Here is a 13,521-nt window from a genome sequence, read left to right as displayed (position 1 = left end):
GCTGCCCGCCTGGGACGCTTGCGGGAGGCACACCAACTCAAACTCCCTGTGGCATGTCACGGAAACGCGAGTAGTGACCCTGGAAAGCCACGGTAACCGTGCCGGTGGGGCCGTTACGCTGCTTGGCCAAGATGAAGTCGGCCTCACCCGCGCGAGGGCTATCTCGATCTCCCACTGCCTCGCGGTGCAAAAGGATTACCATATCCGCGTCCTGCTCCAGCGAGCCCGACTCACGAAGGTCGCTAATTGCGGGCATTTTGTCAGCGCGTTGCTCCGATGCACGGTTCAACTGCGATAGCGCAATCACCGGTACATCAAGCTCCTTCGAGAGCAACTTCAGCGCACGCGAGAACTCGGAGACCTCTTGCTGACGGCTCTCTGACTTCTTGCCGCTGGAGAGCAACTGCAGGTAATCAATAACGACCATTCTGAGGCCGTGCTGCTGCTTGAGCCGGCGGCACTTAGCGCGGATCTCAACGAGTGTGAGGTTCGGGCTGTCATCAATGAAGAGCGGCGCCTCTGCGACGCGGGCCTGCGTGGCCGCGAGTTTCTGAAAGTCGCGGTTATCGAGTGCGCCCTTACGCAGGGTCTGCATCGGAATACTCGCCTCGGCAGCGAGCAATCGCATCGCAATTTCGGCACGCCCCATCTCGAGCGAGAAGAACACGGTTGGTGCGTTGGCGTGCACCGAGGCGTTACGGGCGACGTCCATAGCCAGCGTTGACTTACCCATGGCCGGTCGCGCGGCGATGATGATCATCTGGCCGCCGGCGAAGCCATTGGTCATGGCATCAAGCTCGCTGAAGCCGGTTGGCACACCAAGCATGCCACCGTCTGAGCTATTCGCCTTGTTAATCTCTTCAAGGGCCGCGTCGACCGCAAGATGCAGAGGAACGTAGTCTTCGCCCTGAGCCTCACCAGTAACACCGTAGATCTCAGACTGAGCAACGTTCACGAGGTCAATCGCTTCACCCTCACCGGCGTAACCCATCTGAGCGATACGAGTCCCGGCCTCAACCAGGCGACGCAGCAGTGCCTTCTCGGCGACGATTTCAGCGTAGAAACTTGCGTTCGCGGCGGTCGGGACGATGCTGGTTACCGAGTGGAGGTATTCGGCTCCCCCGGCGCGCTGCAGCTCTCCGGTCTTTGTGAGCTCGTCGGTAACGGTAATCACGTCGGTTGGCTCACCGCGCGAGTAGAGCGCAAGAACTGCCTCGTAGATGACCTCGTGCTTGGGCACGTAAAAATCGACGCCTTTGACCAGACCTGTAACGTCGGCGACAGCGTCTTTGGAAAGCAGCATGCCACCGAGTGCACTCTGCTCGGCAAGAAGGTCGTACGGCGGCGTCCGCTCGTGGCCCCGCTGCTGTTCTTCGACAAACGGATCCGGGATTCCCAAGTGTGCAATTGACACGCGGTCACTCCTCTTCAATGGACACTGGAACTAAGGTCGCGTCCAGTAGATACCAGACCCCAGACATTCACGGTATGGGCACCACAGGGCAACGCAAAACGTTCGTTTTCAGGCCTGTGGATAACTATGTGTGTAACTGACTGCTTTGAGCCGGATGTTCTGCACAGGCCTGGGGAAAACCTGTGGAGAACAATTTACTTATCGCGACTTTTGCCCCTTTGACCAGGGATTTCGAGTTTCCACAAAATGAAAGTTATTCAAGTCTCAGGTTGACCTTGAGGCTTGCGCGACACGCCAACATGTGGAGAACTTCTCACTGTCGGTTGCCTGTGAGAGAGACTTACGGACCCTCTCATTTACCTCGTGTTCACTGGCTATTTGTGATCGAGGACGTAGAAATGGCCTGAGCCCGTCATGCTCGAGAAGTGATCTTCGATATCGTTCGCGAGATTGGCGAGTGGCCCCAATACCGACGAGGTCCCTGGATACCGACGTGTGATTATCGGGGCCTCTCGTCAGTATCAGGGACACTCGTCCAAGCTTCCACCCACTCGTTGCGGCGAGCCCGCGTTTTACGGTCGAACCAGCGCTCTACATCGCAAGCTCGGCGACGGGACGCAGAGTCCAAGGTGAGATGCAGGCTCGACGGTAAGACGCAGACTCGACGACGACATGCAGACTCGGCACATGCGTGCTTGCCGATACACCCTTCATTACAAAGAGCCCGTTCACTCTACTTGCGATCAGTCACGAAGGTCGTTTTGAGACCCGTCGCACAACTTCAGGCAAGGTTCGCAACCAGCGGCAAGGATCATCACGGGTGCGGATCCTTGCCGCTAGTAGAGTGAGGCACAGCATCCGCGAGAAGCACAGCACCCGCGAGGGACCCCGCCCGCCAAACATACAGCCAGCCAGCACGCCGCCCCAAGCACCCTGGAAACAGCAAAACGGGGGCGCGATCCTCAATGGAATCGTCGCCCCCGTTTGGGCAGATTACACCGCGACTAGCGCTGCGAAATAACCTGAAGCGTCACAACCGCGTCTACACCATCGTGCAGGTGCAGGGTTGCCTTGTACTCGCCGGTCGTCTTGATGGTCGGGAGGGTGACCTTACGCTTGTCGATCTCACCGAGACCGGCAGCGGAAACAGCCGCAGCAACAGCAGCAGGCTTCACCGAACCGAAGAGACGTCCACCGGTGCCGGTCTTCACCTGCATGCGGATCTTGTTCTCCTGCAGCTTCGCCTTGAGCGCCTGGGCGTCCTCAACCGAAGCGAGCGCACGTGCATCGCGAGCAGCACGGAGCTGTGCAACCTGAGCCTCGCCACCGCGGGTCCAGTGAATACCGAAGCCCTGGGGCACGAGGTAGTTGCGTGCGTAACCGGTCTTGACGTCAACAACGTCGCCGGCGGATCCGAGGCCCTGGACCTCGTGAGTAAGAATTACCTTAGCCATGTTTCTCTACTCCTCAGCGGCCAGAGCCGGCGTAGGGGAGGAGTGCCATTTCGCGGGCGTTCTTAACTGCCTTCGCGATGAGACGCTGCTCCTGGACGGACACACCGGTGATGCGGCGGGCGCGGATCTTTCCACGCTCAGAGATGAACTTGCGCAGTGTCGCGACATCTTTGTAATCGATGACGCCTACGGTCTGCTTCTTAGCGGGTGCGACAACCTTTGCGTTTTTGCCGCGGCCCGGCTTGCGGGCTGCGCCGCTGGACTTGCCTGCCATTTTCTGGACTCTTTTCGTAATGCGTCCCGGCGATGCCGGGAACATGAAGTTATTTAGAAGGGTTGCTCGTCGTCAAAGCCGCCACCAAAACCGCCGCCGGCGTCGCCCTGGCCCGAGTTGGCCCAGGGGCTATCCTGCTGCTGCGGAGCGGCGGCTGCGGGCTGACCCCAGCTGCTCTGACCGGCAGGCTGACCGCCGCCGGCTCCACCGAAGCCACCAACCTGACCACGCGACTGGCCACGAGTGACCTGAGTTGTGGCGAAGCGGAGCGACGGCCCAATCTCTTCGACCTCAAGGTCGAGAGAGGTGCGCTGCTGCCCCTGGTTATCGGTGTAACTGCGCTGAGTGAGACGACCCTGCACGATGACGCGAGTGCCCTTGGTGAGCGACGCGGCAATGTTGTCGGCATACTCACCGTATGCGCGGCAACCAAGCCACAGCGCCTCGCCATCCGACCAGTCACCGGACTGACGATCACGCACGCGCGGAGTCGAGGCGATGCGGAACGTCACCCACGACTTACCGGCCTGCGACACGCGAGGCTCGGGGTCGGCAACCAGGTTACCGACAACTGTGATCAGCGGCTCGCCGGCCATGAGCTAAGCGCTCTGCTTCGCAGCAGCGCGAGCTGCCTTGGCCTGGTCACGCTTGGACTGAGCTGCACGCTGAGCGATCAGCTCGTCGGCGCGGAGCACCTTGGTGCGCAGCACTGCCTCAGACAGGCCGAGCTGACGATCGAGCTCAACCGTGGCTTCGTGTGAAGCGTCGAAGTTCACTACAACGTAGATGCCTTCTGACTGCTTGTTGATCTCGTAAGCAAGACGGCGCTTGCCCCAGATATCGGTGCTCTTGATTTCGCCACCAGCTTTGGTGATAACACCGAGAAACTTCTCGATGCTGGGGGCGACGGTGCGCTCGTCGATACCGGGATCGAGGATCACCATGAGTTCGTACGGATGCATTACTGACCCACCTCCTTCGGACTTCACGGCCACAGGATTTCTGTGGCAGGAGGGTGTTTTTGCATCGTGCCCACACGTTACGCAGATCGCGCGCTATGCAGACAACCTGTCCATACTAGCATCTCGTCGCTGAGGCCGCTCATTACGCAGCCTGCACTGGGCGCACCAGCCGGAATGACTCCACCCGATCAATCGGCTGGCGCTGGCCACCAACGTGCACGATATCCTCGCCGTCGACCGTGAGCTGCGTGCCGTGCGAGCGCAACGCGGCAACCTTACGATCAAACCATGGGGAAATGTCGTGGCGCTCGCGATCCCCGTCGCCAATATCTGCTGGATCAGGATCAGCCGCCGTGTCTTCAGAAGCAATTGCCCAGAAGGGGATCCCGAGCCCCTGCGCTACAGCACGCCCCAGGCGGTGCGCGAGTACATGGTCTGGATGACCGTAGCCTCCGTCGTCGTCGTAGCTGACGATCGCGCCGGCACCGGCGTTGTAGGCTGCGGCCAAAAGATCGTTCAGTGCCTCGATGGCTGGCACCTGGGTCAACGCATCGGGTCGGGCGTTGGGGGAGGCGGTCGCGCGACCGTCCGCCTCCCACTCCATGCCCGAGTCCTCGTAGATTGTTGGCGGCAAACCCTCAGCGCGAGCGGGTGGCACTCCGAGAAAGGCGTGGCGCTCGACACCAAGCATGGCGAGGGCGGCCGCAAGTTCCGTCTGGCGGTGCGGCGCAAGGCCGTCGGTGCCCTGCAGCTGCGCAAACGGCCCGGGTGTCACCTCACCCTGCTCACCACGGGTGAGTGTGACCAGCAAGGGCTCTTGACCCGCCTCGGCGAGTGCCGCGAGCGTGCCGCCGGTTGTGATCGTTTCGTCGTCGGGATGCGCGTGCACGAACATCACACGGGGCACACCTTGAAACCATTCGCGAGGATCCTGTGCCATTAGTTGTCTCCCTGTTCAGCGAACCAGGCCCGCAGTCGCTCTTCAGCGGCCTCCTCGCCGATGATGCCCTCGTCAAGACGCACCTCAAGCAGGTACTTGTAAGCCCGACCGACCAGCGGTCCCGGCGAAATCTGCAGCAGATCCATGATCTGAGCGCCATCGAGCTCTGGCCGCACAGCCGCCAGCTCTTCGGCCTCAGACAGCTCCGCGATCCGCTGCTCGATATCGTCGTAGGCGTGCTCAAGGCGCTCTGCCTTGCGTTTATTGCGGGTGGTCACGTCTGCGCGCGTAAGAATGTGCAGTTGCTCGAGCTCACCGCCGGCGTCACGCACGTAACGCCGCACAGCAGAGTCGCTCCACTGTTGGTCGCTGTAGCCGAAGAAGCGCAGATGCAGCTCGATAAGGCGGGCCACACGCTTGACAGTTTCGTTGTCGAAGCGCAGCTCACGCAGTCGCTTCTTCGCGAGTTTGGCACCCACGACGTCGTGGTGGTGGAACGTCACTCCGCCGGCCTCGAAGCGCCTTGTCGCGGGTTTACCAATGTCGTGCAGCAGCGCGGCAAGCCGCAGCACGATGTCAGCCTCCGTCGTTTCGGGATCGCGGCGCACCAGCTCCATCTCGATTGCCTGGCGCAGCACCGTCAGACTGTGCTCGTACACATCTTTGTGGCGACCGTGATCGTCTTGTGTGGTGAGTAGTTCGATGAGCTCGGGCAAAAATCGATCGGCAAGACCCGTGTCAACGAGCAGTCGGATGCCGGGCACCGGCTCATCGGTGCTCAGTAGTTTCACGAACTCGTCGCGGATCCTCTCCGCCGAAATAATGTCGAGCCGCTCCGCAAACTCGACCATGGCGCCCTGTGTATCGGGTGCCACCTCAAAGCCGAGCTGCACGGCGAAGCGCGCCGCGCGCATCATGCGCAGCGGGTCGTCGGTGAACGAGGTCGCGGGCGATCCAGGCGTGCGGATCGTCCCGGCCAGCAGATCCTCAACTCCCCCGACACGTCAACGAGCCTGAGCTCGGGCAGCATGAGCGCGAGGGCGTTGATGGTGAAGTCGCGCCGCACAAGATCACCCTCGATGGTGTCGCCGTAGCTCACCTCGGGTTTACGCGAGTCGTCGCGGTAGATTTCTGCGCGATAGGTGGTGATCTCGACCGTTTCGCCATGAACCTTCGCCGCAATCGTGCCGAAGTCGCGGCCGACATCCCACACATTTTTTGTGATTCCCTTGAGGATCGCCGCCGTTTCGTCGGGTCGCGCCGATGTTGTGAAGTCGAGGTCGGTCACCACTCTGCCAAGCAATGCATCTCGAACAGGGCCGCCGACGAGCGCGAACTCGTGCCCCTGCTCGCTAAACGCCGCAGCGAGTGTAGCAACAGCTTTGGAAGTGGCAATGGTGCGGAGTGCGTCCATCGATTCGGCGAGAGAAAGCATCTCTCAAGCGTACTCAAACCTTCACGTCAGAGGCACTCCATAGACTGTCGCCATGCCTCTTTTGACCCGACCCCGAGTTTCGCGTGGGCCGATCCGCGCTCGCGGTGCCTGGCGTGCCGTCGCAGCGGCGTCTCTTTCTGCGCTGCTTGCTGCGAGTTGCGTGTCTGCAGCTGAGGCGAGTGCTCCCGTAGCCGCTGAGACGACTTCACCAGAAACGGATGAGGCGACGACCCTCCCAGAACTTGTCGTGTCGCCCCCAGCGCCCCTGCTGAATGAGGCCACAGCGAATTACGACTTCAGTGTGCTCATTCGCAATCCCGGCAAAGACGCACTGCCCGCAGGCACCCTGACCCTGTCACTCGACACACAGCGGGTTGAGTCCATCAAAGAACTCGGCGACACATTGAACAAGTCTGGGGCTGTGCTCGAGACCAGCAAGCTGAGCCAGGTAGATGGTGAGAGTGAACGCACTGTGACGGTCTCGGTGCCCCGTTCAGAATTACCGCTGAACGCGAACTCGGCAGCCGGAGTCTACCGCATTCGAGCGGTGTTTACTCCCAAAAGTGATCCCAACGCGACGAAACCTACGACGGTAGATCCGACGGTTCCGTCCACAGCGACACCAGACGAAGCAGATGGCACCTCGGCAGATATCTCTGGCGAAACCCAGATTGTTTGGAGGGGCAGCGGGGGAGCCCCTGTAAAACTCAGCTTTGTTGTGCCACTGGTGCTGCCCGCAAACATCCACACAATGCCAAGCCCGAGCAGCTCGAAGAAGTCGCGCCGAAGCTCGATGACCTACTCACCGTGGCTACGACTGAGCAAGCCACACTGGCTATTGATCCTCGCATCATCGCGGGCATTCGCGCGTACGGTGACGAGAGCCCCAAACCAGCGCAAGAGTTCCTCAAGCGGCTCGAATCAACATCTCTGACCACGTTCCTCCTGCAATTTGCTGACGCGGACCCAGCGGCACAATCGGCCGTCGGTCTCAAAGAATTACTCGAACCAACAAGCCTCGATTTTGTTACTCGCTTTGGCACCTTCTCTGATTCAGAGAATCAGAACACCAAGGCCCCCACGCCAGGCATAAGCCCGGCCCCAACCGACGAGGCAAAAACCGACGGTGAAGACGCAACAAAGAGTAATTCGACGGGTGGCTCTGCGTCGACACCCACACTCAAGCAGCTGATGGCTTGGCCCGAGGCCGAAGCCATGGCGTGGCCCGCCGAGGGTGCGGTAGATGCCAGCACAGTTTCAATGCTGAAGTCGAGCGGCATTTCAAACATCATTCTTGACTCAGAGAACGTAACGCAAAAGGGTGGCCCTCGGGCCAATCTCGGTGAAACCTCGATTCTCGTCACTCATTCGGGTTTGGCCACGGCGACTCGTAAGGCTCTTAATGCCCCACCGAGACCGAACGATCGGCCGGTATAGCGAGTGCAGCCGCCCAACTTGCCCTCTCAGCACAAACAAACTCTCCCGGGATCATACTCGGCCTAGATCGCGCGGCGACAGCCGACGCCGACGAGCCAAGTCTGCTGCTCAAAGAACTGGCCAGCCTCGACTGGGTGACTCCAACACCCCATACCGAGCAGACACAAGGAACCGCTTCACTGAAAGCATCCGGCACCTCTGAGGATCGCCAGGAGTTGCTGCGCGCCGCCGTCAACAGGGAGCCCTCGGTTGATGAACTCTCGGCGATCCTGGTCACTCCCGAGTACCTCACTGGGTACCAGCGAACTCGTCTGCTTGATCTCTTCGCTACTCGCTACTCCGAGAACGATGCCGACTTTGAGAAGGTCGCTCGAGATTACCGAAAGCGCGACGCCGAACTGATGCAGGGTGTGCGAATCATCAACACTCAGAACACCCAGCTCGTCGGCACCTCAACGCGGGTTCCGGTGCAACTGAGAAACTCGCTGCCCTTTGACGCAAAGGTCTCGGTAGGTGTCGTCCCGGCTTCTGCAGCACTTTCTGTGACCGAATCGCACTTCTCAGACGTCGCCGTGGCGGCCGAGGGCACTAGCCGAATCTTGGTACCCGTGCGCAGTCGTGTGTCTTCGGGGGAGTCCGGTCTTGTTGTGAACGTCACCGACAACTCCGGCGACCTGACCGTCGACACACGCACTCTTCCCATTTCGATTAGCAGTGTGGTTGAAACAATCGCCCTCTGGGTACTCGGAGTACTCGCAGCGCTTCTGCTCGGCTTTGGCATCTGGCGCAGTGTTCGCAGGCGCCGAACAACAGCAAAAGTCACAGCACCGCGGGAATAGCGCGGTCTTAGGATGGGTTGTACACCACTGAGCGGTTGCGCACCGCAACTACACCGCCCCGCGCGAGGAGTCCTATGAACCAGATCATCATTATTGGATCCGGCCCGGCCGGCTTTACCGCTGCCATCTACGCGGCCCGAGCCGGCCTGAAACCCCTGATGTTCGCGAGCGCCATTGGCATCGGGGAGAACTAATGAACACAACCGACGTTGAGAACTTCCCGGGCTTCCCCGAGGGTATCCAAGGTCCAGATCTCATGCAGAAGATGCAAGAGCAAGCTGAACGCTTTGGCACCGAGGTCATCTACGACGACGTTACCGAGCTCGATGTTTCGGGCGAAGTGAAACGCGTCACCGCCGGTGATGGCACCGTACACGAGGCCCAGGCCATCATTTACGCAACAGGCTCCGCTTACCGCAAGCTTGGCCTCGAAGACGAAGAACGCCTCTCTGGCCACGGCATCTCGTGGTGTGCCACCTGCGACGGCTTTTTCTTCCGCGAGAAGACCATCGCTGTTGTCGGCGGCGGCGACTCGGCCATGGAAGAGGCAACGTTCCTCACCCGCTTCGCCGACAAGGTCTACGTCATCCACCGTCGTGACGAACTGAAGGCCTCGAAGATCATGCAGCAGCGTGCCTTCGATAATCCGAAGATCGAGTTCATCTGGAACTCGGGCGTAAGTGCAATTCACGGTGAGACCGAGGTTACCGGTTTGACGCTGAAGAACACGGTGGACGGCTCGGAGAGCGAACTCGCAATTGAAGGCCTCTTCATCGCGATCGGCAACGATCCTCGAACCCACCTGGTGCATGGCAAGCTCGAACTGACCGATGAGGGAACAATTGCCGTTGACGGCCGTAGTTCGCGCACCTCAGTGCCTGGTGTCTTCGCAGCGGGCGACGTGATCGACCCCCACTATAAGCAGGCCATCACCGCGGCAGGATCCGGCACTGCTGCAGCCCTCGACGCAGAACACTACATCGCCGCGCTTGAGCAGAAACAAAGCGCTGTTCCCGCCGCGGTCTAACCAAATCATTTAACAAAGGAATCATCATGAGTGAAGCCATCATCGTCGACGAGAACTCGTTCGATACCGCAGTTTTGAAGAGCGAAGTTCCCGTACTCGTTGACTTCTGGGCAGAGTGGTGCGGCCCCTGCCGCGCGGTCGCCCCGATTCTCGACCAGATCGCTGCCGAGAACGAAGGCAAGATCATCATCGCGAAGCTGAACGTTGATGAGAATCCTAATCTCGCGGCGCAGTACCGCATCACCTCCATTCCCGCGATGAAGGTATTCAAGAACGGTGAGGAGATCCGCGAGATCATCGGTGCGATGCCGAAGCCGATGATTGTCGAGCACCTCAACGGGATTATCTAGCCTGAATCGTTTCGTGGCGGGTGGTTGTTTCGGCAACCACCCGCCTTTTTGTCGAGACTACGGTCTAGGGGCTCTTTGTGATTGGAGTGTGGGGCGGCCTGAAACCCTCACTCTCGAGAAGTGTTCTTTCGATATCGTTCGCGAGATTGGCAAGTGCTGTACGCCTGAACGATGACCCGAATGACCCGGGAAGAAACTCGTCGCAGCGAGCCCGCATTTCGTTGCCGCGCCGACGGTCTACTACCGTAAGCTCGGCAATGGGAAGCAAGCTCGTCGGTGAAATGAACTCTCAGCGCTAAACCACAGACTCCGCGAGGGCGGCCAGTCTATCGATCGAAGCGAGGAGGGAGTCTGCCGTTGTTGCCCGCGCTCGCACCATGCGCTTCTCGTCATGCAGCGCGGTCCAGTCGTAGGTGTGGCGTACGAGAGTAGTGCCGTCAGCCTGCGGTTCGAGTTCCCAGCGCCACAGGTGGCCTGGTGCTACTGCTCCGACGGGGGAGGGAAGCCAGGCAATGCGACGATCCTCTTCGAACTCAACGACACGATTCTCACGATACTGACCGTCAGTTGTGATCTTCATTACAAACACGTCGCCACCCTGGTGCACTCGTTGCCCAGGGGCCGCCTCGGAAAGATTGTCATTACCGTCCCAGCGTGGCTGCTGCGCAGGATCAGCGATCAACTCAAAGATTACCTCGGGGCTCGCAACAACAACTCGCTCGGCAGATACGATTCTCAGTTCCTCAGTCATGCCTAAAGTCAAACACACGCCCAGAGAGGGCGCTGCATATTCTGCCGAACTGCCACTCCACTGACCCTAACTAAACCCAGGATCATCCAGTTCAGCCAGAATCCGCTTCAGATCCGCAATCGTCGCGAAGTCGATAATGATCTGACCCTTTTTCGCACCGAGCTTCACAGCTACGCGGGTATCAAAACGATCACCCAGACGCTCAGCGATCTCTCCGAGCTGCGACTGCACTCCACCGGCACGCGGCTTCGGCAGCTTGCGCTTAGGGGTTTCACCCGCGACCGCCTCTGCGGCACGCACCGAGAGTCCCTCGTTGACGATCTTATCGGCGAGGCGCTGCATTGAATCAGAGTCACCGTCAAGCGACAGGATCGCGCGCGCGTGCCCCGCGGTCAACACACCGGCGGCTACACGACTCTGCACGGGCTCGGGCAGCTTTAGCAGCCGGATTGTGTTCGAAATCTGTGGGCGAGAGCGGCCAATGCGGGTCGCAAGCTGCTCCTGAGTGATCCCGAAGTCCGCCAGCAGTTGCTGGTAGGCGGAGGCCTCTTCGAGCGGGTTGAGCTGTGCGCGGTGCAGGTTCTCAAGCAGCGCGTCACGCAACATGTGCTCGTCAGCCGTGCTGCGCACAATTGCAGGGATCGTCTCAAGGCCCGCGCGCTTTGAAGCGCGCAGACGGCGCTCTCCCATGATCAGTTCGTAGTGCGGACCCTTGGCGTCGGGCGTATCGATCTCGCGCACCACGATTGGCTGGAACACACCGAACTCGCGAACACTGTGCGTCAGCTCTTCAAGTGCTTCCTCGTCAAACTCGGTGCGGGGCTGCACACTGTTCGGAACGATATCGGCAACATCAAGACGGGTCAGTCGTGCGCCGGGCACCTCGCGCAGTTCAGCTTCTGCGGCCTCAGCTGCGTCCGAAATGACCTCTGCTTCAGCTGCGGCCTTTGCAGCCGCACCATTGGATGGGAAGAACACATCCACCGGACGCTCTTCTCCGTTCGATGGCGCTTGGGGATCAGCGCGCCAATGCCACGGCCGAGTCCGCCTCGTTTTTTGGTCGCCATCGCTATGCCCTCTCATTGTTCGCTGCGTCTGCCTGTACTTTTCCGTTTGCGCCTCGCTCGGCCATCTCGGCCGCTGCCTCAAGGTACGCGAGCGCACCAATTGATGCGCCATCGTATGCGTGCACGGTTTGCCCATAACTGGGGGCTTCAGAAATTCGTACGGAGCGAGGAACAACCGCGTTCAACACTTCACTCGGAAAGTGGGATCGTACTTCGCCGGCAACTTCTTGGGCAAGATTAGTGCGCGCGTCATACATGGTGAGCAGAATCGTGGAGACCTGCAGACCAGGGTTGAGGTGCTTTTGGATCAACTGAATATTTCCGAGCAGTTGGCTCAGCCCTCGAGCGCATAGTACTCACACTGAATGGGGATGAGTACCTCGTTTGCCGCCACAAACGCGTTTACCGTGAGTAGCCCAAGAGAAGGGGGCAATCGATGAACACGTAGTGGTAGGTGCGCTCTGATTCGCGCAGGAATGTCTCAAGAGCCGTGCGCAGACGCTGCTCGCGAGCTACCAGCGAAACGAGCTCAATCTCGGCTCCAGCCAGATTGATGGTAGAGGGCACGCAGTGCAAATTTTCGTTGTCCGTCGAGATCTGAAGGGCGTCCTGCAGACTGTTGTCACCCAGCAGCACATCATAAATGCTGGTCACCTCGGGTCGGTGTTGCACACCGAGTGCCGTTGAGGCGTTGCCCTGGGGATCAAGATCAATCACGAGCACGTTCGCACCGCGGCGCGCGAGCGCCGAAGCGAGATTCACCGTGGTGGTGGTTTTACCCACGCCACCCTTTTGGTTCGAGACCGTAATGACCCGAGTTGTCTCGGGCAAGGGGGATCGTGTTTCCGCGAGTCTGCGGCGTCGCCGAATTTTGTCGACGAGGTGGTCGCCGACGAGCGAATTCTCCACTTCAGCCATGGGTACCAAGCCTAGCCCGAAATACACGCGTTGTTTCTGCCAGCTTGCCCTCGCCGAGTTCTTCGACCGAAATGTCATGCAGTCGATGCTTCCTAAGCACCTTCTGCGCCGCCTCGATTTCGTCGTGGATCGCAGCACCCTTCAAGAACAGCATCTCTCCGCCGTCGCGCAGCAGAGGAGCGGTCAACGGAACCAACTTGCGCAGCGCGGTTACCGCTCGAGCGGTTACTTGATCCACTTCGAATGCACCGTGAAACTCCTCGGCACGTCCTCGGCGAACCTCAACGTTTGCCAACTCGAGCCGCTCAATCTGTTCATTGAGCCAGGCGCAACGTCGTTCCATGGGTTCGATCAACAAAAACTCGGCGTCCGGGCGAATGATCCCGAGCACCAACCCCGGCATACCTCCACCGGTGCCGATGTCGGCCACACGCCCACCGTTTCGAATCAGCGGCGCAAGCACCGCACTATTCAGAATGTGGCGAGTCCACAGGCGCGGCAGTTCTAAGGGGCCGATGAGTCCGAGCTCTTCGCCGCGAGCGGCGAGGTCCGCGGTAAAGGACCGCAACACCTCAACACGATTACCGGCAAGTTCCGCGGTCACGGAGGGTTCTGTCTCGATCATTGCTCTCCGATTCCGCGGCTCAAATTAC

General features: G+C 59.9%; 11 protein-coding genes and 4 pseudogenes. 4 read left to right on the top strand and 11 right to left on the bottom strand.

Translation table 11 applies throughout. The features are described from left to right. Positions 1-37: 37 nt before the first annotated feature. The 7 genes and pseudogenes from dnaB to G7066_RS00285 form a co-directional block, all read right to left on the bottom strand. On the bottom strand, positions 38-1,414 hold the full coding sequence (dnaB, locus tag G7066_RS00315; protein ID WP_166328172.1) for a replicative DNA helicase: 1,377 nt from the start codon (positions 1,412-1,414) through the stop codon (positions 38-40). Positions 1,415-2,418: 1,004 nt separating this feature from the next. Beyond that, positions 2,419-2,868 (bottom strand): 50S ribosomal protein L9, encoded by a 450-nt coding sequence (gene rplI / locus G7066_RS00310; protein WP_166291457.1) that lies wholly within the window; start codon positions 2,866-2,868, stop codon positions 2,419-2,421. A gap of 13 nt (positions 2,869-2,881) precedes the next feature. Beyond that, positions 2,882-3,142, bottom strand: coding sequence for a 30S ribosomal protein S18 (rpsR, locus tag G7066_RS00305; RefSeq protein WP_087015192.1), 261 nt, complete (start codon positions 3,140-3,142; stop codon positions 2,882-2,884). A gap of 53 nt (positions 3,143-3,195) precedes the next feature. Beyond that, positions 3,196-3,738 carry a single-stranded DNA-binding protein gene (gene ssb, locus G7066_RS00300; protein ID WP_166328170.1) on the bottom strand — a complete coding sequence of 181 codons (543 nt, stop codon included), beginning with the start codon at positions 3,736-3,738 and terminating at the stop codon, positions 3,196-3,198. Positions 3,739-3,741: 3 nt separating this feature from the next. Then, complete coding sequence (gene rpsF, locus G7066_RS00295) at positions 3,742-4,104, bottom strand: 30S ribosomal protein S6 (RefSeq protein WP_166328168.1); 363 nt, start codon at positions 4,102-4,104, stop codon at positions 3,742-3,744. Between the two features lie 142 nt (positions 4,105-4,246). Continuing rightward, complete coding sequence (locus G7066_RS00290) at positions 4,247-5,044, bottom strand: PIG-L family deacetylase (protein ID WP_166328166.1); 798 nt, start codon at positions 5,042-5,044, stop codon at positions 4,247-4,249. Then, positions 5,044-6,479, bottom strand: a pseudogene (locus tag G7066_RS00285) (CCA tRNA nucleotidyltransferase). Before G7066_RS00285 ends, G7066_RS00290 begins: the two are co-directional and overlap by 1 nt. 52 nt (positions 6,480-6,531) lie before the next feature. On the opposite strand from G7066_RS00285, the gene G7066_RS16715 reads away from it, so the two are divergent. From G7066_RS16715 to trxA, 4 genes and pseudogenes are all read left to right on the top strand, one after another. After that, the gene (locus G7066_RS16715; protein ID WP_166328164.1) at positions 6,532-7,413 is read left to right on the top strand and encodes a DUF6049 family protein; all 882 of its coding nucleotides are present in this window, start codon (positions 6,532-6,534) and stop codon (positions 7,411-7,413) included. 499 nt (positions 7,414-7,912) lie between these two features. Beyond that, positions 7,913-8,755 (top strand): DUF6049 family protein, encoded by an 843-nt coding sequence (locus tag G7066_RS16705; protein ID WP_280116278.1) that lies wholly within the window; start codon positions 7,913-7,915, stop codon positions 8,753-8,755. Positions 8,756-8,829: 74 nt separating this feature from the next. Continuing rightward, positions 8,830-9,782: pseudogene (gene trxB, locus G7066_RS00270) on the top strand (thioredoxin-disulfide reductase). Between the two features lie 26 nt (positions 9,783-9,808). Continuing rightward, entirely contained in the window at positions 9,809-10,132 is a 324-nt protein-coding gene (gene trxA / locus G7066_RS00265) for a thioredoxin (protein WP_166328160.1), read from the top strand. Positions 10,133-10,427: 295 nt separating this feature from the next. Here trxA and G7066_RS00260 read toward each other — a convergent pair whose 3' ends face one another. From G7066_RS00260 to rsmG, 4 genes and pseudogenes are all read right to left on the bottom strand, one after another. Then, on the bottom strand, positions 10,428-10,883 hold the full coding sequence (locus G7066_RS00260; RefSeq protein ID WP_166328158.1) for an SRPBCC family protein: 456 nt from the start codon (positions 10,881-10,883) through the stop codon (positions 10,428-10,430). Between the two features lie 66 nt (positions 10,884-10,949). Further along, positions 10,950-11,950 (bottom strand): annotated as a pseudogene (locus G7066_RS00255) (ParB/RepB/Spo0J family partition protein). Positions 11,951-11,952: 2 nt separating this feature from the next. Continuing rightward, positions 11,953-12,868, bottom strand: a pseudogene (locus G7066_RS00250) (ParA family protein). After that, positions 12,861-13,493 carry a 16S rRNA (guanine(527)-N(7))-methyltransferase RsmG gene (rsmG, locus tag G7066_RS00245; protein WP_166328156.1) on the bottom strand — a complete coding sequence of 211 codons (633 nt, stop codon included), beginning with the start codon at positions 13,491-13,493 and terminating at the stop codon, positions 12,861-12,863. Before rsmG ends, G7066_RS00250 begins: the two are co-directional and overlap by 8 nt. Positions 13,494-13,521: the final 28 nt, after the last annotated feature.

It is taken from the genome of Leucobacter coleopterorum (assembly GCF_011382985.1).
Classification (GTDB): domain Bacteria; phylum Actinomycetota; class Actinomycetes; order Actinomycetales; family Microbacteriaceae; genus Leucobacter; species Leucobacter coleopterorum.
This window is presented reverse-complemented; position numbering and strand designations above follow the sequence as displayed.

Coding starts and splice junctions, on each gene's coding strand:
- rplI (WP_166291457.1), bottom strand. CDS start 2,868: ATGGCTAAGGTAATTCTTACTCACGAGGTCCAGGGCCTCGGATCCGCC.
- rpsR (WP_087015192.1), bottom strand. CDS start 3,142: ATGGCAGGCAAGTCCAGCGGCGCAGCCCGCAAGCCGGGCCGCGGCAAA.
- ssb (WP_166328170.1), bottom strand. CDS start 3,738: ATGGCCGGCGAGCCGCTGATCACAGTTGTCGGTAACCTGGTTGCCGAC.
- rpsF (WP_166328168.1), bottom strand. CDS start 4,104: ATGCATCCGTACGAACTCATGGTGATCCTCGATCCCGGTATCGACGAG.
- G7066_RS00290 (WP_166328166.1), bottom strand. CDS start 5,044: ATGGCACAGGATCCTCGCGAATGGTTTCAAGGTGTGCCCCGTGTGATG.
- G7066_RS16715 (WP_166328164.1), top strand. CDS start 6,532: ATGCCTCTTTTGACCCGACCCCGAGTTTCGCGTGGGCCGATCCGCGCT.
- trxA (WP_166328160.1), top strand. CDS start 9,809: ATGAGTGAAGCCATCATCGTCGACGAGAACTCGTTCGATACCGCAGTT.
- G7066_RS00260 (WP_166328158.1), bottom strand. CDS start 10,883: ATGACTGAGGAACTGAGAATCGTATCTGCCGAGCGAGTTGTTGTTGCG.
- rsmG (WP_166328156.1), bottom strand. CDS start 13,493: ATGATCGAGACAGAACCCTCCGTGACCGCGGAACTTGCCGGTAATCGT.